This window comes from Desulfovibrio sp. 7SRBS1, assembly GCF_049723905.1.
Classification (GTDB): domain Bacteria; phylum Desulfobacterota; class Desulfovibrionia; order Desulfovibrionales; family Desulfovibrionaceae.
The window spans coordinates 3,292,031-3,317,758 of the sequence record NZ_JBJKFD010000001.1; the positions used below are offsets into that span (position 1 = coordinate 3,292,031).

The 25,728-nt window shown below is 56.8% G+C and carries 24 protein-coding genes; 17 read left to right on the top strand and 7 right to left on the bottom strand.

Going from position 1 to position 25,728, the window contains the following annotated elements; translation table 11 throughout:
- Positions 1-140 precede the first annotated feature (140 nt).
- Both ilvN and ilvB read right to left on the bottom strand, forming a co-directional pair.
- Positions 141-464 (bottom strand): acetolactate synthase small subunit, encoded by a 324-nt coding sequence (gene ilvN / locus ACI0FJ_RS14760; RefSeq protein WP_424304660.1) that lies wholly within the window; start codon positions 462-464, stop codon positions 141-143.
- On the bottom strand, positions 451-2,136 hold the full coding sequence (gene ilvB / locus ACI0FJ_RS14765; protein WP_424304661.1) for an acetolactate synthase large subunit: 1,686 nt from the start codon (positions 2,134-2,136) through the stop codon (positions 451-453). The genes ilvN and ilvB overlap by 14 nt, the downstream gene beginning before the upstream one ends.
- Positions 2,137-2,231: 95 nt before the next feature.
- Between ilvB and ACI0FJ_RS14770 the strand changes: the two genes are divergently transcribed.
- From ACI0FJ_RS14770 to ACI0FJ_RS14790, 5 genes are all read left to right on the top strand, one after another.
- The gene (locus ACI0FJ_RS14770; protein WP_424304662.1) at positions 2,232-2,360 is read left to right on the top strand and encodes a hypothetical protein; all 129 of its coding nucleotides are present in this window, start codon (positions 2,232-2,234) and stop codon (positions 2,358-2,360) included.
- A gap of 237 nt (positions 2,361-2,597) precedes the next feature.
- Positions 2,598-2,933 (top strand): hypothetical protein, encoded by a 336-nt coding sequence (locus tag ACI0FJ_RS14775; RefSeq protein WP_424304663.1) that lies wholly within the window; start codon positions 2,598-2,600, stop codon positions 2,931-2,933.
- 43 nt (positions 2,934-2,976) lie between these two features.
- A complete protein-coding gene (locus ACI0FJ_RS14780) occupies positions 2,977-3,345 on the top strand; it encodes a response regulator (protein WP_424304664.1) in 369 nt (122 codons plus the stop codon).
- Between the two features lie 14 nt (positions 3,346-3,359).
- Positions 3,360-3,863, top strand: coding sequence for a hypothetical protein (locus ACI0FJ_RS14785; protein WP_424304665.1), 504 nt, complete (start codon positions 3,360-3,362; stop codon positions 3,861-3,863).
- A 197-nt stretch (positions 3,864-4,060) separates the two neighbouring features.
- A complete protein-coding gene (locus tag ACI0FJ_RS14790; RefSeq protein ID WP_424304666.1) occupies positions 4,061-4,978 on the top strand; it encodes an exopolyphosphatase in 918 nt (305 codons plus the stop codon).
- A 172-nt stretch (positions 4,979-5,150) separates the two neighbouring features.
- On the opposite strand, the gene ACI0FJ_RS14795 is transcribed toward ACI0FJ_RS14790, so the two are convergent.
- Positions 5,151-6,689 (bottom strand): two-component system sensor histidine kinase NtrB, encoded by a 1,539-nt coding sequence (locus ACI0FJ_RS14795; RefSeq protein WP_424304667.1) that lies wholly within the window; start codon positions 6,687-6,689, stop codon positions 5,151-5,153.
- Positions 6,690-7,420: 731 nt separating this feature from the next.
- Complete coding sequence (locus tag ACI0FJ_RS14800) at positions 7,421-8,245, bottom strand: 1,4-dihydroxy-6-naphthoate synthase (RefSeq protein ID WP_424304668.1); 825 nt, start codon at positions 8,243-8,245, stop codon at positions 7,421-7,423.
- 140 nt (positions 8,246-8,385) lie between these two features.
- Here ACI0FJ_RS14800 and ACI0FJ_RS14805 point away from each other — a divergent pair, with 140 nt between their 5' ends.
- From ACI0FJ_RS14805 to ACI0FJ_RS14825, 5 genes are all read left to right on the top strand, one after another.
- Positions 8,386-9,063 (top strand): TetR/AcrR family transcriptional regulator, encoded by a 678-nt coding sequence (locus tag ACI0FJ_RS14805; protein WP_424304669.1) that lies wholly within the window; start codon positions 8,386-8,388, stop codon positions 9,061-9,063.
- Positions 9,060-10,160: an aminofutalosine synthase MqnE gene (gene mqnE, locus ACI0FJ_RS14810; RefSeq protein ID WP_424304670.1), complete on the top strand. Its 1,101-nt coding sequence runs from the start codon at positions 9,060-9,062 to the stop codon at positions 10,158-10,160. Before ACI0FJ_RS14805 ends, mqnE begins: the two co-directional genes overlap by 4 nt.
- A gap of 1 nt (position 10,161) precedes the next feature.
- Positions 10,162-11,268, top strand: a complete 1,107-nt coding sequence (mqnC, locus tag ACI0FJ_RS14815) for a cyclic dehypoxanthinyl futalosine synthase (RefSeq protein WP_424304671.1) — start codon at positions 10,162-10,164, stop codon at positions 11,266-11,268.
- Positions 11,265-12,119, top strand: a complete 855-nt coding sequence (locus tag ACI0FJ_RS14820) for a menaquinone biosynthetic enzyme MqnA/MqnD family protein (RefSeq protein WP_424304672.1) — start codon at positions 11,265-11,267, stop codon at positions 12,117-12,119. Before mqnC ends, ACI0FJ_RS14820 begins: the two co-directional genes overlap by 4 nt.
- 205 nt (positions 12,120-12,324) lie before the next feature.
- Positions 12,325-13,794, top strand: a complete 1,470-nt coding sequence (locus ACI0FJ_RS14825; protein WP_424304673.1) for a KAP family P-loop NTPase fold protein — start codon at positions 12,325-12,327, stop codon at positions 13,792-13,794.
- A 152-nt stretch (positions 13,795-13,946) separates the two neighbouring features.
- Here ACI0FJ_RS14825 and ACI0FJ_RS14830 read toward each other — a convergent pair whose 3' ends face one another.
- A complete protein-coding gene (locus ACI0FJ_RS14830) occupies positions 13,947-14,900 on the bottom strand; it encodes a delta(1)-pyrroline-2-carboxylate reductase family protein (protein WP_424304674.1) in 954 nt (317 codons plus the stop codon).
- 116 nt (positions 14,901-15,016) lie between these two features.
- Here ACI0FJ_RS14830 and ACI0FJ_RS14835 point away from each other — a divergent pair, with 116 nt between their 5' ends.
- Complete coding sequence (locus tag ACI0FJ_RS14835) at positions 15,017-15,736, top strand: 4Fe-4S binding protein (RefSeq protein ID WP_424304675.1); 720 nt, start codon at positions 15,017-15,019, stop codon at positions 15,734-15,736.
- Between the two features lie 14 nt (positions 15,737-15,750).
- Here ACI0FJ_RS14835 and ACI0FJ_RS14840 read toward each other — a convergent pair whose 3' ends face one another.
- A complete protein-coding gene (locus tag ACI0FJ_RS14840; protein WP_424304676.1) occupies positions 15,751-16,491 on the bottom strand; it encodes a GntR family transcriptional regulator in 741 nt (246 codons plus the stop codon).
- 525 nt (positions 16,492-17,016) lie between these two features.
- Here ACI0FJ_RS14840 and ACI0FJ_RS14845 point away from each other — a divergent pair.
- The 6 genes from ACI0FJ_RS14845 (at position 17,017) to ACI0FJ_RS14870 (ending at position 23,820) form a co-directional block, all read left to right on the top strand.
- Positions 17,017-17,301, top strand: coding sequence for a UxaA family hydrolase (locus ACI0FJ_RS14845; protein WP_424304677.1), 285 nt, complete (start codon positions 17,017-17,019; stop codon positions 17,299-17,301).
- A 2-nt stretch (positions 17,302-17,303) separates the two neighbouring features.
- On the top strand, positions 17,304-18,467 hold the full coding sequence (locus ACI0FJ_RS14850) for a UxaA family hydrolase (protein ID WP_424304678.1): 1,164 nt from the start codon (positions 17,304-17,306) through the stop codon (positions 18,465-18,467).
- Positions 18,468-18,554: 87 nt separating this feature from the next.
- Positions 18,555-19,505: a tripartite tricarboxylate transporter substrate binding protein gene (locus tag ACI0FJ_RS14855; RefSeq protein ID WP_424304679.1), complete on the top strand. Its 951-nt coding sequence runs from the start codon at positions 18,555-18,557 to the stop codon at positions 19,503-19,505.
- A gap of 161 nt (positions 19,506-19,666) precedes the next feature.
- Positions 19,667-21,190: a tripartite tricarboxylate transporter permease gene (locus tag ACI0FJ_RS14860; protein ID WP_424304680.1), complete on the top strand. Its 1,524-nt coding sequence runs from the start codon at positions 19,667-19,669 to the stop codon at positions 21,188-21,190.
- Positions 21,180-21,641, top strand: a complete 462-nt coding sequence (locus ACI0FJ_RS14865; protein ID WP_424304681.1) for a tripartite tricarboxylate transporter TctB family protein — start codon at positions 21,180-21,182, stop codon at positions 21,639-21,641. Before ACI0FJ_RS14860 ends, ACI0FJ_RS14865 begins: the two co-directional genes overlap by 11 nt.
- A 613-nt stretch (positions 21,642-22,254) precedes the next feature.
- Positions 22,255-23,820, top strand: a complete 1,566-nt coding sequence (locus ACI0FJ_RS14870) for an adenosine deaminase family protein (RefSeq protein WP_424304682.1) — start codon at positions 22,255-22,257, stop codon at positions 23,818-23,820.
- A gap of 74 nt (positions 23,821-23,894) precedes the next feature.
- Here ACI0FJ_RS14870 and ACI0FJ_RS14875 read toward each other — a convergent pair whose 3' ends face one another.
- Positions 23,895-25,427: a hypothetical protein gene (locus tag ACI0FJ_RS14875; protein ID WP_424304683.1), complete on the bottom strand. Its 1,533-nt coding sequence runs from the start codon at positions 25,425-25,427 to the stop codon at positions 23,895-23,897.
- Between the last annotated feature and the right edge of the window lie 301 nt (positions 25,428-25,728).

Sequence of the window (25,728 nt, forward strand, 5' to 3'; positions counted from 1 at the left end):
GTACTCTCCCGCACCTTGGAAATTCCCCTGCATCGTGTCTCTCCCGGCTTTTCCCCCGATTTTTTGGGGGCCACAAGGACGTGCCGCTCTGCTTTTTCCTCGCAGCCTGCCGGATCTTTTCGTGCTTTTCCCCCGATTTTTCAGGAAGCAATGAGGCCTTGCAGGCCGTCGAATACGGGATGTGACGGACCGTGGTGGCGCACCTGCCGTACATCGTGCAGCTTTTCCACCTGCTTTATAATCTGGGCAAGCCGTCCGTCCTCGTGGACCAGCAGCCAGATGACGCTGGTCTGGGTTCCGTTTTCCTCGTGCATGGACTGGGGCAGGCAGGCAATGCCTTCCACGTTGTAGGCGCGCCGGGCAAACAGCCCGCAAACGTGGGACATGACGCCCGGATGGTTGTTGACGTTCAGTTCCAGCACGGCCTTGCGATCTGTGGCGTTGGTAATATCAGGCGCAGACATTGGCTTTTTCTCCTATCATTTTGCTGTTGGGGGCTCCGGGAGGCACCATGGGGAACACATTGGCGTCGGGGCGGACGGGCAGGCGCACCAGGCAGGGGCCGGGCCGCTGCATGGCGGTTTGCAGGTCTTCTCCGGGATTTTCGCTGTGTTCCAGGTCCACGGCGTCCAGGCCAAAGGCGCGGGCCAGGCCGGGAAAGTCGATGGAGCCGGTATAGGTGGAGGCAAAGGTGCGGCCCTGGTAAAAAAGTTCCTGCTGCTGATGCACCAGCCCCAGGGCGTTGTTGTCGGCCAGGACGATCTTGACGTTGAGGCCCAGCTCCGCGGCGGTGGCCATTTCCTGAATGTTCATCATCAGGCTGCCGTCACCGGTAAAGCAGGTGACCGTGGCCTCGGGATTGGCCAGGGCCGCGCCAATGGCGGCAGGCAGTCCAAAGCCCATGGTGCCCAGTCCGCCCGAGGTCAGCCAGCGGCGCGGGGCCAGGTAGGGATGGGCCTGGGCCGTGCGCATCTGGTGCTGGCCCACGTCCGTCACCACGATGGCGTCCTTTCCCGCGGCCTTGGCCGTGTGGTTGATGTAACCGTAGGGGGTGGTCGGGTCGTCCATTCCGGGAAGTTCCAGAGGATGGTCGCTCTTGAGGTGGTTTATGCGCGCCCGCCAGGCCGTGCGTTCCCTGTCCTTCACCAGGGGCATGAGGCCATGCAGTGCCCCGGCCACGTCGGCGGTGACCGCGGCATGCGGCGTGCGCAGCTTGCCCAGTTCGGCCGGGTCGATGTCTATATGCACCACGGAGGCGGAAGGGCAGAAGTGTTCCAACGCGCCGGTTGCCCTGTCGTCGAAGCGGGCACCCGCGGCCAGGATAAGGTCGCACTCCTCTATGGCGTAGTTGGCGCAGGGCGCGGCATGCATGCCCAGCATTCCCAGGTACAGGGGGTGGTCTTCGGCAATGCCGCCCAGCCCCATGAGGGTGCAGACCACGGCCATGGAGGTCTTTTCGGCAAATTCACGGGCCAGTTCGCAGCATTCGTTGCCGCAGGACTGGACCACACCGCCGCCCAGGTAGAGCACGGGGCGTTCGGCCTTGTTGATGAGTGCGGCAGCGGCTTCAAGGTCTGCCTGGCGGGGCGGCTGGGGCGTTTCGGCACAGCCGATGGGCGGCAGTTCCTGAAGGTCCACCTGCGCGGTCTGCACGTCTTTGGGAATGTCGATGAGGATGGGGCCGGGGCGTCCGGATGCGGCCAGGGTGAAGGCTTCGGGAATGACGCGGATCAATTCTTCCACCGATCGGACCAGAAAGTTGTGCTTGGTGGCCGGAATGCTCATTCCGTAGATATCGACTTCCTGAAATGCGTCCGTGCCGATCATGGACAGGGGAACCTGGCCGGTGATGCAGATGATGGGAACGGAGTCGAGCTTTGCGTCGGCCAGGGCGGTAAGGGTGTTGGTTGCTCCGGGGCCGGACGTGGCCATGAACACGGCGGGTTTGCCCGTTGTACGGGCCATTCCCTGGGCCATGAATCCCGCGCCCTGCTCGTGCCGGGCCAGGACGTGGCGAATTCGCGTGCTCTCGGAGAGGGCGTCGTACAGGGGCAGGTTGGCACCTCCGGGTATTCCGGGAATGGTGCGTATGCCCTGGCGTTCCAGAAGTTTGATAGTGAGTTGCGCTCCGTTCATGCAAGGCTCCTTGCGTGAGCCCCAGGCGCTGCGTGCTATCCGGCGGGTTTGGGTAAATAAAAACCCCCGCCAGCGTCGCGCCGGCGGGGGTTGAGATGTACAGAGTCTGTTTCCCGCTACGGCGCGATGGCTACTACTACACCTACTACTACGACTACAACAGGGGAAGCGACACCGACGGTCTGGACCGAAGGCGTGGCAGGTGCGCTGCTGAAGTCTGTTAGGTACGTAGTGTACACGGGAAATAAATCCTTGCTTGTTAACTAATGTTCGTTCGGCATCGTATAAAATACGATTTCTCTATCTTCAGTTTGTATGCCCCTCGCCCGGCTGGTTTGTCAAGGAGGGAAGCACATGCCGTGGATTTTATTTTGCAGGCCGCGCCAAAGGGCTTTTAACCTGCATGGCCTGTTGCGGCATAACCTGCACTGGACATGACCGGGGCGCAAAGCAGAAGCAATATGAGCACGAAAAGCTGTGGGCGTATCATCGGGTTTCCTTGTCAGTTGAAAGCTGGCGGGCAACATAAGGGATCGGAATATGGAACACAAATAGTTCGCTGGCTGTTGAAGACATCGGATGCGTCTTATGCTAGCTTCAAAGTCCGGTTTTTGGGGCTAAAACCAGGGAAGTTGGCTGTGCTTATTGCTTTTATCGGCTGTTTTGCGCTAGAAAATAAATCGGCATTGTCTCGTCACTTTTTCCAAAGTAAAAGGGGACGGGAGAGGCTTTCGAGGGAAGGCGTGATCCATAAAATGTATGGTGTGTTATGCATGCTTTCTTGCGTTTGTTTTTGAAACTACGTAAGAATTGACTAAACATATGTGAGCAGGTTTATTTATGGCTAAAATTCTTATCATAGACGACGATCCCACTTCCCGTTGGGTCTTGAAAGCCATTCTTGAAGAAGAGGGGCATAATGTGAGCGAGGCGGAAGACGGTGAGCAGGGTCTTGCCCTGTTCAACGCCACTCCTGCCGACCTTGTCATCACCGATATTTTCATGCCGGAAAAAGAAGGCGTGCAAACCATTCGGGAGCTGCTGCGCGATCATCCCGAAACGCGCATCATTGCGGTAACCGACGGCGGTTCCAAAGGCATGTACGAACCCCTCAACTGGATTCAGCTGCTGGGAGTGAAACATACGTTTGCCAAGCCGTACGATCGCAAACAGATGATATCTGCCGTGAACGAACTCCTCACCGAATAATCCCCCCATTTTATATGCCCGCTACTCATGCTTCCGACCTGGCCCTGTTTTGTGTGGATGTGGGGATCAGGTCGGGGATGGCACTGTTCGATGCGCAGGGCCGTCTGGTTTGGGCACGTTCCAGAAATTTCGGTTCACGCGCCCGGCTGCGCAAGGGCGTTTACACCATCTTGCGAGGACTTCCCCGGTTGGGGCTTGTGGTTTTGGAAGGCGGCGGCGATTTGGCGCGCCTGTGGGAGCACGAGGCCCAAAAGCTGGGAGCCGAGGTCTGGCGCGTGAGCGCGGAAGATTGGCGGGACGATCTGCTGCCGCCGCGCATGCGGTCCTGCGCCTCGGTTGCCAAGCAGAGTGCGGTTGCCGTGGCCCAGGAGTATGCCCGTTCCTGCGGCCTGCCTCTTGCCACCGCCTTCAATGACGATGCGGCCGAGGCTGTCTTGTGCGGTCTTTGGGCGTCCCTCCGCGTGGGGGGCGGTGGGCGCAACGGGAAGGTTTCCAAGAATGTACTTTTTCGATTATAAATGCCGTCAGCGGGGGGACGTTCGAAGCCGAAAGTGATATCTTGACCGTTGTGGGAATTGCCCACTTGAACTTTTGTACACGTGTCAATATATTAATATAGGCTGAACATTAAATGTTAGGGCTGTGCAACCTGCATTTAACGTGGCAAGGCCGAAACCGACAGAACGCGGCCGGCCGATCTCCCGGAGGATAGCGAATGAATCTGCTTACCCGTGCCGACTTTGACGGGCTCATCTGCGCCGTGTTGCTCAAGGAAGCAGGCGTCATGGACTCGTGGCGTTTCGTCCACCCCAAGGATGTGCAGGACGGCAAGGTGGAAGCCGGACCCAACGACATATTGGCGAACGTTCCCTATGTTCCGGGCTGCGGCATGTGGTTCGACCATCACTCCAGCGAGTTTGAGCGTCTGAATTTTGATTTCGAGTTCGAGGGCGTGTCCAAGTCGGCGGACAGCTGTGCCCGTGTTATCTGGGAATACTACGGCGGCCATGATACCTTTTCGCGGTCTTTCGACACCATGCTGGAATATGTGGACCGTTGCGACAGCGGACGGCTGACCAGGGAAGAGGTGGAGAACCCGGACGGCTGGGTCATGCTGTCGTTCATCAGCGATCCGCGCACCGGGTTGGGCCGGTATACGGATTACCGCATCAGCAATCATCTGCTCATGCTCAAGCTGGTGGAATGGATTCGGACGCTGAGCATAGACGATATTTTGGAAGAGGGCGACGTGCGCGAGCGCGCCGTACGCTATTGGGAGCACGAAACATTTTTCCGGCGCATGGTGGAGCGGACCGTGTCCATCCGCGACAACGCCATTGTGCTGGATTTGCGTCCGGAAAGTGAAATCTACACGGGCAACCGTTTTTCCATCTATACCATGTACCCGGACTGCAACATCAGCGTGCAGGTGGTATGGGGCAAGGACAAGGAGCGGGTGAGCCTTGCCGTGGGCCACAGTATCTTCAACCGCACCAGCAATACCGACGTGGGCAAACTGATGCTGCAATACGGCGGTGGCGGCCACAAACAGGTGGGCACCTGCCAGGTGCCTGTGGATGATGCGGACCGGGTGCTGGAAGAAGTCGTTGCCCGAATCAATGCCGACGGTTGATTTTTCCAAAGGTGTGTCGCCTGCATAAGGACAGGCTGGCTTAAAGCCCCTTTGCTTCGGGCTGTCCCGATGAACTGGGCTGGTTTCGCTGTGCCGCTCGTTCTCCCGCATTCCAATGATGCGGATTTAACGGAAGCGGCACTATCAGTTTTCCGGCAACGGCAGTTGCGGCTCATACACTGCGAATATCGCGTGCTGTTTCGGCTTCGCAGTCCACGGCGCAAACCGGCGGAAAACACAACGTAACCGTGGTTCCTTCCCCGACCTTGCTGGTCAGGTCCACCCTGCCTCCGTATTCATCCACTATCTTGTTGATCATGGCCAATCCAAGGCCGCACCCTTGTTCCTTGGTGGAATAAAAGGGGCTGAAGGCGTTTGCCAGTTCCTTTTCGTCCATGCCGGTTCCCGTATCGGACACGGCAATGGTGATGAAGTTCTGGTCGGCTCCGGTGGTCAGGCTGATGTCCCCGCCATCGGGCATGGCCTCTATGGAGTTTTTGATCAGGTTGACCAGACACTGCTTGACCATTTCCGGCTCGCCATTCACCAGGGGCAGCTTGGGATAGGTGTAGATGAGAAAACGGATGCCCCGTTTGCCGTAGCCCATTTTCATGAGGTCCACGGTTTCGGTCATCACCTTGTTGAGGTCCACGGTGGCATCGGTGGTTTTGGAGGGGCGTGAAAAGTTGAGGATGCTGGTCAGCATCTTGTCCAGTCTTTTGGTCTCGTCGGCAATGATCTGCAGTTTTTCCAGCTCTCTTTCCGTGAGGTTTTTGGACTTGAGCAGCGAGTTGGTAAACCCGCCAATGGCAAAGAGCGGGTTGCGGATTTCGTGGGCCAGGTAGGTGCTCATTTCACCGATTACCGACAGCTTTTCGGTGTGCTGCTGGTGCTTTTCCTGGTGTGTGCGCTCGGTGATGTCGCGCCGCATCACCAGAATATGGGTCATGGTGCCGTTGCTGTTGAATATGGGATAGGAGTAGATGCGGAAATATTGCAGCCTTCCGTCCGTCGCCACCCGGGTCACCAAGGCTTCGGCCGCTTTTTGCCGGGCAAGGGTGGAGTGGAACGGGCAGCGGGAATCCATCTTGTTGCAGAATGGCAGGCCGTCGGGCAGGGTCTGCACACGCCAGCAGGGCATGCCCAGAAGTTCCGACTTTTCCTTGCCGGTTCGCTTGGTCACGTTTTTATTCGTGTCCACAACGCGGCCTTCCTTGTCCAGCAGCAGAATGTCTTCGCGCACTTCATCGATGATGGTCTGAAGCAGGGCCTTTTGTCTGTCCAGATGGCTCTGACAATGGCTGGAGACCTGCAGCATGGAATGCAGGCCGCACAGAAAAATGGCGGACTTGTGGTCGATGAGCGAGAGGGTCTCGGGAATGGAATTGCGGATTTTCTTCAGGCTGAAACGCTTGCCCACCAGCTCCACCAGCAAATCAAGCTTGGGGTGGGCCTTGAGCATGTCGCGATAGGAACGGTAGATGGGCATGCCCTGTTCCCGGATGTAGCGAACCTTGCCCGGATGGTTTCCCAGGTCGGACACCCCTATGAGCCGCAGCCCCGGAAGGTATTCCTTGTACTGTTCATTGGCGATGATATCGAGAATGGACATGAAACCGGGGCCGGTTCCCATGATACCGATAGTGAATTCGCCTTCTTCGATTTCCCAGAGACAATAGCCTTCCGCCTTCCCGTCGGCTTCTTTTGCCATGATCCTCTCCAGTGCCAGCTGGTGAAAAAGCTGTTCGTAGCAGGTGGGCGATCCTACTTGCGTGTGTCGTGTATTCTATATTGTCGGTTATTTGGGCCTTAATTGCAATCTTAAGTGTTTTTGGCTGCTGAAAAAGGGGCATCTGCTGCGTTGCTGCGTAAAATTCAAGCCGCTCGTGTACATAAGAGTACACGTCGCGTTTGAATTTTCCTGGCGCCTTGCTCTCGCACCTTTTTGAGCAGCCCTGGCCTTTTGGTCGCTGAAAAAGGCACGATAGCGGCGTAGCCGGTAAAGGTAGGGTGGGGTGAGAAGAGCATTAAAATTTCTCTCCTTCTGCCTTCACGCACGAAGAATCCCGTCCGGGCGTTTCGCCGGGACGGGATTCTTCGTACGTAAATCGCAGGTCCAGGAGGCCGTTGCCTCCTGGCGGGGTTGGGGGCAGCGCCCCCAGATGTGCTCGGTTGCTGAAAAAAGCACGATAACTACGTTGCCGCAAAGAACTCAAATCCTCGCGTATTTAAGAATACGCGTCGTCCTTGAGTTCTTTTAGCGCCTTGTTCTCGCACTTTTTTGAGCAGCCAGCGGGACGACGTAGAAGAGCAGGAGAAAAAGTGGTTTTTATTTGGCTGTTTGCTTTTTCCTGCGCTGCTTCAGCGCTGGAAAAAGCATAATCGCAGGTCCAGGAGGCCGTTGCCTCCTGGCGGGGGCTGGGGGGCAGCGCCCCCATCCCATTACGACGCGAAAATCGGCTTGTCGGGCAGGGCGATTCCGGCGGCTTTGGCAGCGGTTTCCACCAGTTCGGTCACTGCGGGTGCGGCATTGCCCACATCGTGGGAGAAGTCGTTCACAAAGGTCTTGATGTGCTCGCGGATGACGGTTTCCGACATTTCCTGGGCATGGTCGAGAATAAAGGTCCAGATGGTACCGGGGTCTTTGTGGGCGCGGTCCAGGCTGGTACGGATGAGTTCCTCCACCAGTTTCACCTGGGGGATGCGGTCGCGGCGGATGGCGATGGCACCGAGGGGAATGGGCAGTCCTTTTTCCTTTTCCCACCAGGCGCCGAGGTCGAATATCTTTTCCAGCCCGCTGTTCATGTAGGTAAAGCGGCCTTCGTGGATGATGACGCCCAGGTCGGCCCGGCGTTCTACAACCGCGGGCATTACTTCGTCGTAGCGCAGTATCATCCGGGGGCCGGGGAATTTCCCGCACAGCTCGGTGAGCAGCGCGGCAGTGGTCATGGCTCCGGGCAGGGCGACGGTTTGTGAGGGCGCGGTTGCGTCGCGGTCCGGGCGGGCCACCACAATGGGGCCGCAGCCGTAGCCCAATGCGCCGCCGCAGCGCAGCAGGGCGTAGTTTTCGGCAATGCGCGGATATTGGGCCACGCTTATTTTCACCACGTCCAGTTCGCCGGTCAGCGCCTTGCTGTTCAGTTCTTCCACGTCCGCCAAGGTGGTCTGGATGGTCAGCCCCTTTGTATCGAAGAGATTCTTGACCAGCGCGGCAAAGATGAATGTGTCGTTGGGACAGGGCGAGATGCCCAGCTTGAGTGTCTGCATGGTTTGTACCCCTGAAAAGAATATGACCTAATATATCTTCTTACGACATGCTTGACAAGTGACCGGGTGGTCATCTACCAAATGACCACCCGGTCATAATGAGCGGGGGCAGGGTACACCACGGTTAAAAGGACGGCCGCATGACGGACAACGACACATTCACCAAGCTCGATCCACAAAAGAAGATGCGCATTCTCGATGTCGCCATGGACGAGTTTTCCGAGCACGGATACCAGGGGGCCAGCGTCAACCGCATGGTTCGGCGCATGGGTATCGCCAAGGGGTCCATCTTTTCCTACTTTGGCTCCAAGGATGGGCTGTTCGAGTATGTTTTCGAGCGGGCCGTCGGGCTGTTCTCCGGCTCTCTGCGCCGGGTGCGCGATACCACCCTGGAGGCCGACGTGTTCACCCGGATACGCCAGAGCCTGGATGCCGGTATCCGCTTTATAGACAACAATCCCCGCATCTATCGCATCTATTTGAAGATGCTGTTCCAGGAGAATTTTCCCGGGCGCGAACGATTTCTGAGCACAGCCCGGCTGTACTCGGCAAAATACCTGCGCCCGCTGGTGGTGCAGGGGCAGGAGCGTGGCGAACTGCGCTCCGGGCTGGACCCGGACTGGGTCGTCTTTTTTCTGGACGCCCTCATGGACCGTTTTCTTCAGGCCTATGCCGTGCCCTACATGGATTCGGGAACCGGCCTGCACAACGCCCCGGCTGCCGAACTGGAAGAGCGCCTGGAGCAACTGATGTCAATCATACGCCACGGTCTGGCCCCCGACGGAAAAGGGGCGGACGCGGCTTGGGAGAACGCATGAACACGTCACGAATTTTTCACAACGCCGGGTTGGACGACATTGCCGCCAAGGTGGAGGCCGGTGAACGGCTGAGCCTGGAAGACGGGCGCAGGCTGTTTGACTGCCCGGACATCAATGCCGTGGGCGCGTTGGCCCATGGGGTGCGTACCCGGCTGCACGGCAGGAACACCTATTTTGTGGTCAACCGGCACATCAACTACACCAACGTCTGCGTCAACGGGTGTCTGTTCTGCGCCTACAGCCGCAAACGGGCCGACCAGAAAGGCGCGTTCGAGCTGTCCATGGAGGACATCGAGGCCAAGGTGCTGGCCCACGAAGGCGAACGGCTGAGCGAAGTCCATATTGTGGGCGGCTGTCATCCGACCATGCCGCTTTCCTTTTTCGAGGCTGCGCTTGCCCGCATCCGGGAGCTGCGGCCCGAGGCCAAGCTCAAATGTTTCACGGCCGTGGAGATCGCCCACTTTGCCCGTCTGGAAAACATCAGCGTGCACGAGGTGCTCACCCGCCTCAAGGCCGCGGGGCTGGACGCCATGCCGGGCGGCGGCGCCGAGATTTTCAACCCCGAAGTGCGCAACCGCATCTGTCCGGAAAAGATCAGCGCCGAGGAATGGCTGAGCGTGGCGGAGCAGGCCCACGAGCTGGGCATCAAGACCAACTGCACCATGCTCTACGGCCATGTGGAAAGCCTGGACGACCGGCTCGACCATCTGGACCGTTTGCGTTGTTTGCAGGACAGGACCGGCGGCTTTCTCTGCTTTATTCCGCTCACCTTTCAGATCCGCAACAACCTGCTGGGCCTCACCCGCCAGAGCACGGGTGTGGAAGACCTGAAAAATATGGCTGTGTGCCGTCTGATGCTGGACAACATTCCGCACATCAAGGCCTACTGGGTCATGCTGGGGGTCAAGCTTGCCCAGACCGCGCTCTACTACGGCGCGGACGATCTGGACGGCACGGTTGTGGAGGAAAAGATCGGCCACATGGCCGGTGCCCAGTCGGACAACGCCCTGACCCGCGCGGAACTGACCGGCATGATCCGGCGTTGCGGCCTGGATGCGGTCGAGCGCGATTCGTTTTTCAATCCGGTGGAGGGCTGAGATGCGCGCTGTACTTGAAAACGCACTGGATGTGGCAAGCCGGGGCGACCGGCTGGACAGGGACCAGGCTCGTGTTCTGTATGAACAGGCCGGACTGCACGAACTGGCCGGGCTGGCCCATGGTGCGCGCATGGCGCACCACCCGGACAACATGGTTACGTACGTGTGCGACCGCAACATCAACTATTCCAATGTCTGTTCTTGCGGCTGCAAGTTCTGCGCGTTTTTCCGCGCGCCCGGTGACGAACAGGGCTATGTGATGGAACACGACGAGCTGGGCCGCAAGATCGAGGAAACCATTGCCGTGGGCGGCACGCAAATTCTCATGCAGGGCGGTCACCATCCCGACCTTCCTTTGTTGTTCTACACGGACATGCTGGGCTACATCCGCACCACCTTTCCATCCATCCATGTGCACGCCTTTTCCCCGCCCGAGATCGTCTATTTTTCCAATATCTGGGGCATGAGCGTGCGCGAGGTGCTGAAGGAATTCATTGCCGCGGGCCTGCATTCCATCCCCGGTGGCGGTGCGGAAATCCTTGTGGACCGCGTACGCACGGCCGTGGCGCCCAACAAATGCAACACCGACGCCTGGCTGGGCGTGATGCGCGAGGCCCATCAGCTGGGGCTGCGCACCAGCGCGACCATGATGTTCGGCCATCTGGACACGCCCGAGGACCGCTTGGAACATCTTTTCCGGCTCCGGGAATTGCAGGATGAGACCAGCGGTTTCACCGCCTTCATCCCCTGGACGTTCCAGCCTTCCAACACTGCGCTTTCGGACATCGAACCCGCCACCAGCGTGGAATATCTGCGCTTGCTGGCCCTGTCCCGGCTGGTGCTGGACAACTTCGACAATGTGCAGGTTTCGTGGGTGACCATGGGGCCGAAAATCGCCCAGCTGGCCTTGTTCTACGGCGCCAACGACTTCGGCTCCACCATGCTGGAAGAAAACGTGGTGGCCGCGGCAGGCGTTTCCTTTCGCCTGAGCAGGGAAGAGATTGAATTCCTCGTGCGCGAGGCCGGATTCACCCCGCGCCAGCGGCGCATGGACTACAGCCTGGTGGAATCCACCGGCGCTGAAAGCAGCACGGGAGGTGCGGCATGAGCAGGAAAATGCACCTTGGAAAGATCGGCTACCTGAACGTATTGCCCATTTACAATCCCCTGGAAACCGGCGAGCTGGAACGTGCCGGGCGGCTGCCTGCCGGACTGCCCGAGTTCCAGGTCATGTCTGGTCCGCCTGCCGAACTCAACGAGGCCATGCGCCGGGGCGAGCTGGAAATAAGCTCCTGCTCGTGCATCGAGTACGGGCGCAACCCGGACCGCTATCTGCTGGTTCCCGACCTTGCCATCGGCAGCTGCGGCCATGTGCAGAGCGTGCTGCTGCTCTCCCGTCACCCCGTTGCCACCCTGAACAACCGCAATCTGCTGGTCAGTGCGCAGACCCACACCTCGGCCGCGCTGATGAAGCTTTTTCTCCATACCCGTCTGGGCGTGAAGCCCAACTACACAGTAGGGTCCATCACCCAGCGGCTGGAAACGGGCGACCTGCCCGATGCCTTTTTGGCCATAGGCGACGAGGCGCTCCGCCTGCGCGACCATCCCGAGTATCCGCACCGCTGGGACCTGGGATCGGCCTGGCTGGACTGGACCGGCCTGCCGTTCATTTTCGGGGTATGGATCGTCAGCCGCGAGGCTGCTGAAAAACGGACCGAGGCCTTGCGTGCAGCCTGTGACGCCCTGGTTGCGGCCAAGAATTATTCTGCCGAGCGCCCGGAAGAGGTCGCGGCCAAAGCCGCACAAAGCGGCTTTTTGGACGAGGCGGCCATGCGTTCGTATTTCAAGGGATTGGTCTTTGACCTGGGACCGACGGAACAGGAAGGGTTGCGGGTCTTTTACGACAAGCTCGTGGCCAGCGGACAGCTGGACAAAGCGCCCAAGCTTGAATTTTTCTGAGACGTTTGGGCCAGCTCACAGCCTATACATTATATAAAAAAGCGAACGGCCCGATGCTCCATCAAATGGAGCACCGGGCTTTTTTTTATTCTGCGGACGGGGGGTGCCCTCAACTTTGTATGGCCCCCGGAATCGGGATATTAACCTTATCTTTTGTGACACGATATGGCATTGTCGCAGAAAACCATGCGGGAGGCGGGCAAGCATGTTCGGAAGAGCCAAGGAAGCTACGTTCACCAAGGAAGACGTCATAATCGACGCGACGGGAAAACCTTCCTTCAAAAGGGACCTTCTCGACCGGGGGCAGTATCTCCAGAGTCTGACCCAGGTTCTGCAGGCCGCCAAGGGGCCTTTTGTGATGACCTTGGGCTCCCCCTGGGGAACGGGCAAAACAACCTTCGTCCGCATGTGGCAGGCTTATCTGGCGCATGAGGGGACGCCAAGCGTCCTCTTCAACGCTTGGGAGAACGACTATGTCGAGAACCCCATGCTGACCTTGGTAGCCGAAATGGCCGACCAACTGGGACAATTACAGAAAGGAAAATCCAAGCCACGCGCTGGCTATAAAAAAGTATGGAACGGCGCCAAAAAGGCCATGCCGAAATTGCTTTCTTTGGGCACGCGGTTGGCCCTAGGCGTTTCCATAGATGCGTTGAGCCTGTGCCAGGCGGGAGAGGACGTGTTGAAAGAGCTTTCAGGCGGCATGGAGCAACTGGTCGAATTTTGTTCCGGGGAAGTGCTCGCCCAACAGCAGACAACCAAAAATATTGTCAAAGAGTTCAAGATCGCATTGAAGGAGTTTGTAGCCAAGTATGGGCAGGGTAAGCCGTTGATCATCTTTGTCGATGAGCTGGACCGCTGCAAACCCACCTACGCCGTCGAACTGCTGGAATCGGTCAAGCATATCTTCGACGTGGATGGCCTTATCTTTGTATTGTTGTTGGACAGAACGCAGCTTTCACATACGGTCAAAGCGGCTTATGGACGTGATTTGGATGCCGACAATTATTTGCGGAGATTTATTGATCTTGAATATGTTTTGCCGGAACCAAGCAAGAGAAACTATATAAATTACTTGGCTAAAAATGTGTACAGCTTTGAAGAATTTTCATTAACTCCACAAGATGAAAATTTTGATTATGGTGAATTATTTGAAAAATATATCATTAAATTACATCTCCGGATAATTGAAAAAGTAATGCTTAAAATGACACTTGTTTTAAATATGCATCACTGTACCCCTGAAGCTGATGATACTCCCATGCAATTTATAATAAAAGCCAGGTCTAATAATGAAGTAAAAAGTTTTTATCATTCTAATCAAGTTGTGAATCTTAAATGTGAAATACTACAAGAAATTATGATGATAGTTGTTTTAAATAAAGTTGAAAATTCTGTTTACGACACCTATCTAGTTGAAAGTATTGATACTAAAAATGATAAATTGAGACAGTTTTTTCAAGAAAATAAATTCGATTTTGCCGTTAAACTAAATGATTTAAAGGGTTTTATAAAAGCTGAACAAGGCTCCGATAGAAAATTAGTAAGCGGAAATAATGAAAACATGAGTATTGCCGTGCAATACTATAAAGAACTATTTGGAGAATACATAGTTGATAATGTCGCAAGATGTCTAACTCTTGCAGAGCCTTTCATCACTAAATCCGATCAGTAAGTTTTACTCTTAGTAAAGACCTCTCTTACATATCTCTCCCCCTCGCGGTGCGCTTTTCCAAAACGCTACACCGCGAGGGGAATTTTTGTATGACAAAGGCCAAGAAAGGCTACCGACTCAGTGTTTCATCAAGAGAGGTATCGGGCCGCTTGTTATTTCCTGGCGTGTGTCCCATTACCCAAAGCAAGCTTGGCCGCGGCCAGATCAAACAATGCGCAGCCCACGGACTTGAAAAAGACCGGGCCGCCGTTGGGCGTATCTGCCGGACGCGCACCGTGCAGGGCATCTTCCAGGGAGGTGACCGTCTGCCAGTCCACGCCTGCCTGGATGAAATCCCCGCCTTCGCTGCGCACGCCCTCCACTGTATCGGCATAGAGCCTGCAAGCTTTGGTCATGGCTGGCCCAACCTCGGCCATGGAGGGGGTGAACGCGCCCACGCCCGCAAGAAAGCAATGCGGATTGAGCAGGCCGGGATCGTCGGGCAGTACCGGGCTGGTGCTGGTCGTGGTCGTAACCACGATATCCATGTCCGGCAGAAGTCCGGGTAGGTCGGTTGTGCCCACGGCCTGGGCCTTCAGCCCCATGGTTGTCGCTTTTTGGGCCAGGCGGCCCGAAGATTCCAGACTGCGGGCCACAATGAAAATTTGTTTCGGCCGGTTGTCCACCGAGGCAAGCGCCTCAAGGTGTCCTTCGGCCTGTGCCCCGGCCCCGACCAGCAGAAAGGACGGATTCTCGGTTTGTTGCGGGGCCAGCACCTGCCAGGCCAGCAGGCTGAGGGCTGCCGTGCGCCGGGCCGTGAGCGTTCTGCCTTCCAGAATGCCCAGATTGGTGCCCGTGGCCGTATCCATGACGATCACCTGCCCCTGAATAGTCGGCAGGTTCTGGGACGGATTGTCCGGGTGCACCGTGACCAGCTTGGTCATGGTTACCTGCGGGTCGCCTCCCGGCATGACCAGCAGGGTGCCGCCTCCGGCAAGCGCGATGTGCTGGCGTTCCGGCGAGGTGACCAGCCCCTTGCGGTTGTCGCGAAGAACCTGGGCAATGGTTTGGGCCAGTTCTGGATAGGGCAGGCGGGCGGCAGTTTCAGCAGAGTTGAGGATTCGCATGGGGGCCTCCTGTGAGGATGTACGAGGATGTTCTTGCACTGCGGATTCAGCCTATCCTTCACTCGCACCTCCTGCAACGTATGGCGGGCAGAAGAAATCTTGATCTGGGTCAAAGCATGAAAGCCCTGGAAAAGGCATGTTGGGTCAAGACGTACAAGGAGGAAAAAGGCATGGATGCCAGGCCGACAACATATATTGTGAATGGTTGCCGAGGGGCTACGGACAGGGGATGCCCCCGCGCGCTCCCGGTGGAGGCGGATTGGCTGGAACGGCTGGGAAAAGTTGTTGAAGACGCGGGCTGGCCGGAATTTTTGCTGCATGCACAAAAAGACGCTTCTCCGGCAGGGCCGAAAAAACATACCCATTTTCGGATTGCGGTTGCAGCCTGCCCCAACGGGTGTTCGCGCCCGCACATTGCCGACCTGGGGTTGATACGGGCCGTCCGACCAACCGTGAACCCCGACAGCTGCATCGGCTGCGGGGTGTGCAGGCAGGTCTGCCCGGACGGGGCAATACGGATGAACAACAAGCTCCCGGTTATCGACCGGGAAGTGTGCCAGCGCTGCGGCCGATGCATCGCAGCCTGCCCGTCACACTCCCTGCTCCCCGAGCATGAGGGATGGCGGGTACTGGTCGGCGGGCACCTGGGCAGACATCCCCGCCTTGGGCTGGAGTTGCCGGGGGCGAGCTTCGGGACATACTCCGGGGACGAGGTGGAAAGTCTCCTGCACCGCATGGTGTGCCTGTATATGAGGCACTCCAACGGGAAGGGGCGTTTCGGAAACGTTCTCGAAGAAAGGGGCGGCGCCGAAGTATTGTTCCAGGGCGGTGAATGATCCGCCCCGGCGCGTTACCCGTGCAGCTCTATATAGTAGTGGTAGCCGTCGGTCAGCATGTGGGTCACGCGGTGTTCCACCGGGGTGCCCTTGATGTCGAAACATGTCCTATCCATGCGCAGAATGGGGGTGTGCGGCTCTATGGAAAGCCTTTTGGCATCCTCCACCGAGGCAGACATGGCGGAGATGCGTTCGTGCGCACTGGAAATGGTCACATTGAATTTTTGCTGAAAGAAGTCGTAAAGTGTGTTGGGGATCGATTCCAGCGGAACATTTTCGAGCCCCTGGAAAAGCTGCTGCGGTACGGTGATGTACTCGTTGAAAAGGGGACGGTGGTCCACAAGGCGGACGCGGCGCAGACGGACAACAGCTGCGCCCGGCTCGATGTTCAGGGCGTCGGCTTCTTCGTGCGTGGCTCCCTTGTGAACGCCGGAACCGGAGCAAATGCGGATGTTCTTGGACGTGGGCAGGGTGCTGGCCCCGTCTTCACGCCGAATCTGAAAGAACTTGAACAATGCCTGGTCGGAATCCAGAATAGATACGGCAGTGCCTTTTCCCTGGTATCGAGTCAGCCTGTGTTCACGAGTCAACTCGTCCAGGGCACGGCGAAGGGTGCCGTGGCTCACCTGATATTCTTTTGCCAAATCTGTTTCGCAAGGAAGAAAAGTCCCGGGCGCCCATTCGCCGTCTGCTATCCTCGAAAGGATGGACTCCTTCACCTGCTGGTACAATGGGGTGGATTTCAAGGCTCTCATTTCTTTACTCAATTCTCCTAGAGTCATTCTACTATACATTAAAGTATGTAGTGGGGAAACAAGCCGAATCGTCGCACTGTTGCCTGGGTATCGGATAGTCTTCTGCCATTGGGTCGGTATGAAGGCCCTGGAAGCCATTTTCCTGCAATAGAGTGCGGATTCGCGCCGGTCTTGGACGGACCGTCTGTATCGGGAATGTAATACTTTGCCGACGTTTCGCAATCGGCAATAGCCCAATTCCCTATATCAAATCAATAAGCACGGTGTCCGGACATGCCGTCCCCGGCGGAGGGTGCATCCACCGGAGGGAAACTCGGACGCTTTTACTGATTATCCCCCGGGTAATAATCACAAATGACATCTTATACAAGATATAAATGGTGTTTGTATTTTAGAAGGGCATCAGGCGAATAAAACCCTATTATTTCAAAAAACTAAAAAAGTTTGTGAAAAAAATTTTTTAAGCCTTGACGTCTTATATAAGACATAATACAAAAGACTCAACCACTCACTAAGGAGGATTACATGGAAATCCATTTTCTGGTGCACGAAGCAGGCGACGCGGTAGGCGTAGTCGTCGTGGAAGGCGTCAAAGCCGGTCAGAAGCTTAACGGTTGGGTCATGAAAGAAGACGAAACCGTCACGTTTGAAGTCCTCAACGACATCCCCATCGGTCACAAGATTGCTCTGAAGCCCCTGGCTGAAGGCGATACCGTTATTAAATACGGAACAGACATCGGACGCGTTGTTAAACCCATCAAACAGGGTGAACATCTGCATGTCCATAATGTAAAGACGAAGAGGTGGTAGAGATGAAAAGCACGAAAATTATGGGATACCGTCGTGAAAACGGCCGTGTCGGCATTCGTAACCATGTTGTAATCCTGCCCCTCGACGACCTTTCCAACGCTGCCTGTGAGGCCGTGGAAAACAACATCAAGGGCACCCTTGCTCTGCCTCACCACTACGGCCGCCTGCAGTTCGGCGAGGACCTGGAACTCCATTTCCGCACCCTCATCGGCACTGGCCGCAACCCCAACGTTGCCGCTGTAGTCGTTATTGGTATCGAGCCCGAATGGACCAAGGTTGTTACCGACGGTATCGCCGAAACCGGCAAGCCCGTGTTCGGTTTCTCCATCGAACAGAATGGCGACCACAACACCATTTGTGCTGCTTCCCGCAAGGCCAAAGAACTGGTGCAGTGGGCTACTTCCCTGCAGCGCGAAGAATGCGACGTGAGCGAACTGCTGGTCTCCTGCAAATGCGGCGAGTCCGATACAACGTCCGGCATTGCTTCCAACCCCACCGTTGGCAACGCCTATGACAAGCTGTACGCGATGGGTAACACCTTGATTTTTGGTGAAACATCTGAAATCACTGGTGGTGAACACCTCGTCGCAGATCGTTGCAGAACACCTGAAGTTCGCGAAGCTTTCATGAAGATGTGGAACGACTACAACGATTTCATCATCGAAAACAAAACCAACGACCTCTCCGATTCCCAGCCCACCAAGGGTAACATCCTGGGCGGCCTGACGACGATCGAAGAAAAGGCTCTGGGCAACATTCAGAAGATCGGCAAGAAGTGCCTGGTTGATGGATGCCTGCAGCCCGCCGAAGCCCCCACGGGCAAAGGCCTGTGGTTCATGGACTCCTCCTCTGCCGCCGCCGAAATGGTCACCCTGTGTGGCGCTGGCGGAGCTGTTGTTCACTTCTTCCCCACCGGTCAGGGCAACATCATCGGTAACCCCATTGTTCCGGTTATCAAAATCAGCGCCAACCCCCGCACCGTACGTACCATGAGCGAGCACATCGACCTCGACGTCTCCCCGGTTCTGCGTCGCGAGATGAACCTTGACGAAACCGGCGACGCTCTGCTCGATCTGATGGTCGACACCGCCAACGGTCGTTTTACCAGCACTGAAGCTCTCGGCCATCGCGAATTCGTTATGACGAAGCTGTACCGCAGCGCTTAAGCTGCTCCTCAGCGACAGCCTCGGAACACATGCAACGGGTGGGACGGCCCCACCCGTTGCATTCATTACAGGATAGGAGAACATGGCATGAAAATTATGTGGAACATCTTCCTGGCAATGGCGCTGGTACTCGGCGTGGCCGCTACCGGATCTGCCGCTTACCCCGACAAAGACGTCACCTATATCGTTCCCTTTGGACCCGGCGGAGAATCGGACATTTCCGCCCGTATCCAGCAGGCGAACTTCCGTCGCCTCTTCGGACATGAAATGGTTATTCAGTACAAGCCGGGCGGAGGCGGAGCCGTTGGTTGGAGCTCCCTGCAGCAGTATCCGTCCGACGGTTACACCATCATGGGGACCAACCTTCCCCACATCGTACTGAAACCGTTGCAGAAAGGGAGCGGATTCAAACTCGAAGACATCGCAAACGTTTATTTCTTCCATTACACTCCCGACGCCATCGTTGTTCCCGTAAACAGCAAGTACAAGACTCTGGACGACCTGGTTCAGGACGCCAAAGCGCATCCCGGTATGATCACGTTCGCAGGAACGGGTTCGTACTCGAACAACCATTTTGCAAAGACTCGCTTCGATAAAATTGCCGGAATCAAAACGACATATATCCCCTTCAAGACCACGGGTGATGCTGCCATGGCCATGCTGGGCAAGCAGGTTGCCGCTCATTGGGGCTACACCACCGTTGGTGTTGCCCAGGGCGACAAAGTGCGTCTGCTGGCTGTTGCCGGCGAAGAACGCCACCCCCTGTTCCCCAATGTTCCTACCTTCAAGGAACTGGGCTACGAATTCGTAGGCGGTGCCTACCGCGGACTGGCTCTGCCCAAGGCTTCCACCGAAGCCACTCGCAAGGAAGTTTCGGACATGCTCGACAAGCTCAACCATGATCCGCAGTTCCGTAAGCAGATGGTCAATGCCGGCTTCACCATGGTGGACGTACCTTACGACAAGGTTCCCGCCTTCCTGGATAGCCTGAAGGACAAATACTACGAAGTGGCAAAGGAACTGAAACTCATCAAGTAGTCCGAAGGGTGCTTGTAGATTGTGCATAGGGTTGTACAATCTGGTGGGGCCTGCACACCGCTGTCGGTTGCAGGTTGGGGTCCAAAGTTCCTTTACTGACAAAGGACTGAAAGTGCACGCTGCGGCCGGGTCCGTAGCGTGCACCTTAACAAGGGTGAGATATGTTAGGTATTCAATTCCTCCTGGATGCGCTTACACCGCTTAACCTGCTCCTGAGTGTGGTCGGAGTGGTCACGGGTACCGTTATCGGTGCGCTTCCCGGTCTTTCAGCAACTATGGCCGTGGCAGTCCTTGTGCCGCTGACCTTTGCCATGGCGCCGGCTTCAGCCCTGATCATGCTTGGGGCAATTTATACCGGAGCCATCTACGGCGGATGTTTCGCCGCTATTCTGGTGAACACGCCAGGCACACCTTCCGCCATTGCAACGACCTTTGACGGGTTCCCCATGGCAAAACGCGGCGATGGCGACCTCGCCGTAACCTGCGGCACAATCGCTTCCGTTGTCGGCGGTGTTGTGGGCGCTCTTTTTCTGCTTCTCTTTGCTCCGCTGCTGGCCGAATTCGCTTTGCGTTTCGGACCTGTCGAATATTTCTGGTTGGCCCTGTTTGGACTGACCCTGATCTCCGCCCTGTCCGAAGGAAGCCTGCTCAAGGGCTGGGCCGGAGCTGCGTTCGGAATGCTCTGCTCCACTGTTGGCGTTGCCGTTATCGGCGGTGACGTTCGTTACACCTTCGATTCCGAATTGCTGCTGGGCGGCATCGATATCGTCTCCGCCCTTATCGGTCTGTACTGTGTTCCCGTGCTCATCGATCTTGTTATGACCCGTGCCCGTCACCTCGATGTGCCCAAGAAAGGAAAAGGCTTCCGTCTGCAAGAAGCCATGGGCTATGCGCTTAGGGATAAGTTCAACCTCATCCGCAGTGCCGTTCTTGGTACGCTGGTAGGTATTCTTCCCGGTGCCGGCGGTTCCATTGCCAGCCTTGTTTCCTATTCCGAAGCCAAGCGTACTTCGCCCCGCGCCGAAAATTTCGGCAAGGGTGAACCTTCCGGCATCTTCTGTACGGAAGCTGCCAACAACGCCACGGTGGGCGGCGGTTTTATTCCCACGTTGGTGCTGGGTATTCCCGGTACGCCTCCGGACGCCGTCATCATGGGCGCTTTGCTCGTGCAGGGCGTGAAGACCGGTCCCGCTCTCTTCACCGATGAAGGCGGCATCGTCTACACGTTCATCTACGGATTGCTGCTGGCAACCCTGATGATGTTCCCCATTGGCCTGCTCATCGGCAAATATGCCTACCGGTCCATTGCCTCGTTCTCCAAATCCGTTCTGGTTCCCGTTATCGCCTTCATGTGCGTTATCGGTTCCTTTGCCATCAACAACAACGTCGGCGACTCGCTCATCATGGTTTGTCTGGGTGGCGCTGGATGGGTTCTCAACCGTTTCGGCTTCCCGCCGTCTCCCATTGTTCTGGGCATCATCCTCGGCCCCATCGCCGAACAGGGTTTTGTGCAGAGCTATCTGATCGGTACGGCCAGCGGCAATGTGTGGGGAGGCTTTTTCAGTCGTCCCATCGCCCAGGTCATTATCGGCCTGATCTGTCTGGTTGTGTTCTATCCCATCGTTTCCAAGAAACTCTTTTCGCGGTTTACCTGGTTCAAGGGAGGACGCACCAATGAAAGCTAACAAAGACTTTGGAAGCATTATTGTTTCCTTCTTCCTTATCCTGTTTGCCATAGGCGCCTGGTACTATGCCGGTGAGTTCTCGAACATGGGGGCCATTTTCCCCAAGACATTCTCCCTGGTGCTTATCTTCTGCTCTGCCGGTTATATTGTGGTGTCCCTCTTCAAGGGGACCCCGGAAGCCAAAAAAACGCCCGGTGAGCAGATATGGAGAGGGCTGGCCCTTTTTGTCGTGCTTCTTATCTGGTGCCTGCTGCTGAAGACCCTCGGGTTTCTCGTCTCCAGCGTTCTCAGCTACATCATACTTGCGGTTTTGGCCGACCACGAGCATAGGCCCAATCCCAAGCGCATTTTGACCCACGCCGGTCTCGGCATCCTTATTGCTGGTATTTTCTACATCGGCTTCAGTGAGTTTCTTGCCGTTCCGCTTCCCAAAGGGATTCTTCCGCTTTGATCTCCACGGAATCCCTGTAGGACGGCAGTCCCACAAGCTCTATGAAGCATTCCCTTTCTCTCCCCGGGTGGGTATATATCGGTGGAGAGGAAGGGAATTTTTTTTCTTAGGATGGGCAGAATGTGTGATAGCTTCGTTGCTGCGAAAAATTGAAGCCGCTTGTGTACGGAAGAGTACACGTCGCGTTTCAATTTTTCTGGCGCCTTGCTCTCACAGCATTCTGCCCATCCTGCGATTTTGGGCTGGTGGGGAGGGGATGAAGACAAGAACCGGAATTCAAGATTCAAGCGGTCAATCACAGCTTCGTTGCTGCGGAGAATTGTTTTCGCACCATTCTTCCCCGCCTGAGATATTGGTTTGGAATTCAGGCAACGAAAACGAAGCAAAGATATTCTTCCCCAGGTCAGCAAAGCCATCGGTTTGTTCCCTTCCACCTTCTTTTTCCAAGCCAGTCGAAAATCCCTATCTTTCGTCCATCTGTGGCAGCGGAGATTCAGCAATCCGCTGCTTTTTGATGCTTTGACGGTCGAAGTGGGATAAGGGTATCTCTACGTTTCAGTCCGCGTTTCGGGCTGGCAAATTTTCTTTGTGAACTGAATGCTGGGGGCATCCAATGAATACGTCGAAATCGTCGTGGTGTTATTTCAGTAGGGCGGCACTATTGCTGGTCGTATCGCTGGTGGTATTGCTGATGGTTGGCGGGTGCAGTTCGTACGGTGCACGGCAGCAGTACACGGGGCAAAGCGAGTTTGTTTCCGCATCCGCCGCTTTTGATGCCGTGCGTAACGATCCCGTACGGTTGCGGGCCTATCTGGTGGAATTCCCCAAGGGCGGGGAGCTGCATTCGCACACCAGCGGGGCCGTGTATGCGGAGGATTATCTACGCTGGGCAGTGGACCAGAAGCTATGTGTTGCACCCGAGACATTGCAGCTCAGCAACGCTCCGTGCGCCAGTGCAACTCTTCCGGCGGCCAAGGCCTTTGCCAACGCCACGCTCTACAGCCGCATGATCGACTCTTTTTCCAACAGGAATTTTAACAGCAGCCGGGCCATGTGGGGCCACGACAACTTTTTCGCCACCTTCGACCGCTTCGACCTGGTCACGGACAACAATGCCGGAAAAATGCTGGCCGAGGTTATGCGCGAGGCCGGACGCACCAATGCAGTGTATCTGGAGCTGATGAAATGCTATTTCCCGCCCGAGCTGTGGAAGGCCGCCACCACAGCCGGTTGGGACGGCAATGCCGACGCCACTTTGGCGCGTCTCAGGCAGACCGGGGTTTTCGACACCATCCCTGCCTCGCGCCAGCGCATCGGCGAAGTGGAGGCCAAGGCTGCCGCGCTGGTAGCCGGTACGCCCGGTGCAAACGTCACTGTGCGCTGGCTGGAGCAGTGCATCCGGTCGCTGCCACCCCAGTATGTTTTTGCCCAATTCGCCTATGCATTCGCCCTGTGCCAGGCCGACCCCAGAGTGGTGGGCTTCAATCTGGTGGCGCCCGAGGACAACCCCGTGTCCATGCGCGACTACAGCCTGCACATGCATATGATTCAGGCCCTGCGCAAGCATTTCCCTGCCACCAACGTCAGCCTGCATGCGGGTGAGCTGCGCCTGGGGCTGGTGGAGCCTGAAGGGTTGCGTTTTCACATCCGCGAGGCCGTGGAAGTGGCTGGCAGCAAGCGCATAGGCCATGGCGTGGATTTGCCTTTTGAAAAGGACATGCCCGGACTGCTCAAGGAGATGAAAAAGCGGGGCGTGTCCGTGGAAATCTGCCTGTCCAGCAACGACCAGATTTTGGGCGTTACCGGGAAGGACCATCCGGTACGTACCTACATGGCGGCGGGCATCCCCATCACGCTGAATACGGACGACGCCGGAGTGGCCCGCATCGATCTTCCGCACGAGTACCAGAAGGCGGTGCAGGAGCAGGGCTTTGGTTTCGACGACCTTGTCCGCGCCTCGCGCAACGTGCTGGAATATTCCTTTCTGCCCGGACAGAGTTTGTGGCAGAACGCCACGACCTTCACGCCCGTGAACAGCTGCGCCGACGGCCTCAAGTGCGGTACGCCGTCCGTGCAATGCAAGGCGCTGCTTGCCAAGAGCCGGAAGGCGGATTTGCAGTGGAAGCTGGAACAGCGCTTCCGCGCCTTTGACCAACGCGCGCCCCAATTCGCCAGATAAACAGCCACCTGTACAAACGACAAACGCCCCGTATGGATTTCTCCGTGCGGGGCGTTTTGTTGTGGGCGGGCGCGCTACCGGAGTTTTTCGATGCGCTTGATGCCGTTGCGGTCCAGAACAATGCGGTAGCGGTGGCAGACCGTGCCCTTGTCCAGAATGTGCCTGCGGATGATGTTCATGTGGTAGACCTTGTTGCCGCTGGCCTTGATGTATCCGCCCCCGTCCTTGAGGGCATAAAGCTGCTCTTCGGGCTCGTCCATGTACATGAGGAAGTCGTGCACCCCTATGCGGCTGATATCGAGCAGCCCGTCGCTGAAGCAGTTGCGCACGATCTTGAAGGCGGAGCTCCGCAGCTCCATGTCCTTGCGGTAGCAGATGATGGTTTCCAAACGAAAGGCCGCGGAAATGTCCACCATGTGCACCTTGTCGCGCAGGGCGGCCACCTCTTTGGGCAGGGCGCTTTCGTTGATGAACGAGAAGGTCTCCTTGCACACGCCGATGGCCGTGGTGAAGTTGCGGAAGATGGTCCGCTTGCGGTCGGAAAGGAAGCGCCGCAGCCCCGAGGCCATGCGGGCCTTGAGATAGTCCTTCATCCGGTCCTTGAAAATGTAGGCAATGACCAGCGCCCCGAACAGCGGCATGCTCAGGGAGCCGTACCGCCCCTGCCAGATAAAGGCGATGCCCGTGGCAAAGACCATGGCCACGGCGGCGGCCACGCTGTACGCGGCCTGTTGCCAGAATTCCGTGTCGCGCCGCTTGCGGACGTCCAGAAACAGGGCGCTGCTCATGTATTTTTTCAGCATGCTCCAGCGGTGCACAAAGAGTTCGTTGTCGCCATCCGCCCGGGGAACCACGGTATGCAGCACATGCTTGCGGTAGTCGATTTCCGCCTGGATGTAGTCCAGCAGTTTGCGCGCGCCCGTGTTGCCAGGTTCTTTGTCGCCTGGTTTTTTGTCACCTGGCTCTTTGTTTGGGGCCTCTTTGCCAACAGCCTCTTTATTTGTCGCGTTTTGAGCCGGGTCAATAGCCCCAAGGCTGTCCAGCGCCCGGAAACCATAATAGGCCGTGATGGTGCTGAGGTATTCGTCGCCGTAGCCGTAGGCGGGCATGTCGCCAAGCCCGGCCTCTTCCGCCTGGCGTTGCATGGCCCTGTAGCGCTGCAACACTTCCCGCGTTCGGGCTATGAAATCGTCGACCTCCTGTTCCGGGGCGTCTGTGCGGCCATGGTGCACCTTTCCGGCCCAGGCTTCGAGCGCCCGGTTAAAGGACAGGCAGAGAATCTTGACGCGGTCCTCGAACAGCTCCTTGCGTTCTTTGGGCGTAAGCAAGTGGCGGTCGGCCAGGAGTTTTTCCAGCATGCAAAGCGGCGCGTCCTCGTCCAGAAAGCGATGGAGTGGAACCAGGGGAATGCACAGGCGCACGTAGCTCTTCAGCCGCTTGAAGAATTTTTTGCGCGTAAAGGTGTCGGGATTGATGCAAAGGCTGCTGGGGATGAAAAAGTAGGTCTCGACCTTGCTGCGGCATCGGCGTCCGCCCCCTTCCAGGGGAAGGATGTGCTTGATCTCGAACTGGAGAGTATCGTGTATTCCGCAAATTTCCCGTAACATAAGAAAACCGTGTGGTTACGGCGACAGGTAGCGCCGTCCCGGCAAGGGAAAGGCAAAGGAACCCACGGGGTGGGCCCGAAAAGGCTCCAGAGTGTCCAAGGGGATGCTCCAAAGGTTACCTTTCTATTGTTTCGGAAAAAGTAAAGTGAATTTTTTTTGACTTCTTTAAAAGACCAGCGGCAAATATCGATTTCAGAAACCGATATGGTGAAGGATAACAGCGGTGCAAGAAAAGTCCCCCCGGCCATGCGGACGGGAGGACTTTTGTATTTAATAGCGGGCCCTTGTGATCTCTCGCAGG

Coding starts and splice junctions, on each gene's coding strand:
- ACI0FJ_RS14800 (WP_424304668.1), bottom strand. CDS start 8,245: ATGCAGACACTCAAGCTGGGCATCTCGCCCTGTCCCAACGACACATTC.
- ACI0FJ_RS14855 (WP_424304679.1), top strand. CDS start 18,555: ATGAAAATTATGTGGAACATCTTCCTGGCAATGGCGCTGGTACTCGGC.
- ACI0FJ_RS14870 (WP_424304682.1), top strand. CDS start 22,255: ATGAATACGTCGAAATCGTCGTGGTGTTATTTCAGTAGGGCGGCACTA.
- ACI0FJ_RS14860 (WP_424304680.1), top strand. CDS start 19,667: ATGTTAGGTATTCAATTCCTCCTGGATGCGCTTACACCGCTTAACCTG.
- ACI0FJ_RS14875 (WP_424304683.1), bottom strand. CDS start 25,427: ATGTTACGGGAAATTTGCGGAATACACGATACTCTCCAGTTCGAGATC.
- ACI0FJ_RS14790 (WP_424304666.1), top strand. CDS start 4,061: ATGAATCTGCTTACCCGTGCCGACTTTGACGGGCTCATCTGCGCCGTG.
- ACI0FJ_RS14845 (WP_424304677.1), top strand. CDS start 17,017: ATGGAAATCCATTTTCTGGTGCACGAAGCAGGCGACGCGGTAGGCGTA.
- ilvB (WP_424304661.1), bottom strand. CDS start 2,136: ATGAACGGAGCGCAACTCACTATCAAACTTCTGGAACGCCAGGGCATA.
- ACI0FJ_RS14785 (WP_424304665.1), top strand. CDS start 3,360: ATGCCCGCTACTCATGCTTCCGACCTGGCCCTGTTTTGTGTGGATGTG.
- mqnE (WP_424304670.1), top strand. CDS start 9,060: ATGAACACGTCACGAATTTTTCACAACGCCGGGTTGGACGACATTGCC.
- ACI0FJ_RS14795 (WP_424304667.1), bottom strand. CDS start 6,689: ATGGCAAAAGAAGCCGACGGGAAGGCGGAAGGCTATTGTCTCTGGGAA.
- ACI0FJ_RS14850 (WP_424304678.1), top strand. CDS start 17,304: ATGAAAAGCACGAAAATTATGGGATACCGTCGTGAAAACGGCCGTGTC.
- ACI0FJ_RS14830 (WP_424304674.1), bottom strand. CDS start 14,900: ATGCGAATCCTCAACTCTGCTGAAACTGCCGCCCGCCTGCCCTATCCA.
- ACI0FJ_RS14780 (WP_424304664.1), top strand. CDS start 2,977: ATGGCTAAAATTCTTATCATAGACGACGATCCCACTTCCCGTTGGGTC.
- mqnC (WP_424304671.1), top strand. CDS start 10,162: ATGCGCGCTGTACTTGAAAACGCACTGGATGTGGCAAGCCGGGGCGAC.
- ACI0FJ_RS14820 (WP_424304672.1), top strand. CDS start 11,265: ATGAGCAGGAAAATGCACCTTGGAAAGATCGGCTACCTGAACGTATTG.
- ACI0FJ_RS14835 (WP_424304675.1), top strand. CDS start 15,017: ATGAAAGCCCTGGAAAAGGCATGTTGGGTCAAGACGTACAAGGAGGAA.
- ACI0FJ_RS14865 (WP_424304681.1), top strand. CDS start 21,180: ATGAAAGCTAACAAAGACTTTGGAAGCATTATTGTTTCCTTCTTCCTT.
- ACI0FJ_RS14805 (WP_424304669.1), top strand. CDS start 8,386: ATGACGGACAACGACACATTCACCAAGCTCGATCCACAAAAGAAGATG.
- ACI0FJ_RS14825 (WP_424304673.1), top strand. CDS start 12,325: ATGTTCGGAAGAGCCAAGGAAGCTACGTTCACCAAGGAAGACGTCATA.
- ACI0FJ_RS14840 (WP_424304676.1), bottom strand. CDS start 16,491: ATGAGAGCCTTGAAATCCACCCCATTGTACCAGCAGGTGAAGGAGTCC.
- ACI0FJ_RS14770 (WP_424304662.1), top strand. CDS start 2,232: ATGTACAGAGTCTGTTTCCCGCTACGGCGCGATGGCTACTACTACACC.
- ACI0FJ_RS14775 (WP_424304663.1), top strand. CDS start 2,598: ATGAGCACGAAAAGCTGTGGGCGTATCATCGGGTTTCCTTGTCAGTTG.
- ilvN (WP_424304660.1), bottom strand. CDS start 464: ATGTCTGCGCCTGATATTACCAACGCCACAGATCGCAAGGCCGTGCTG.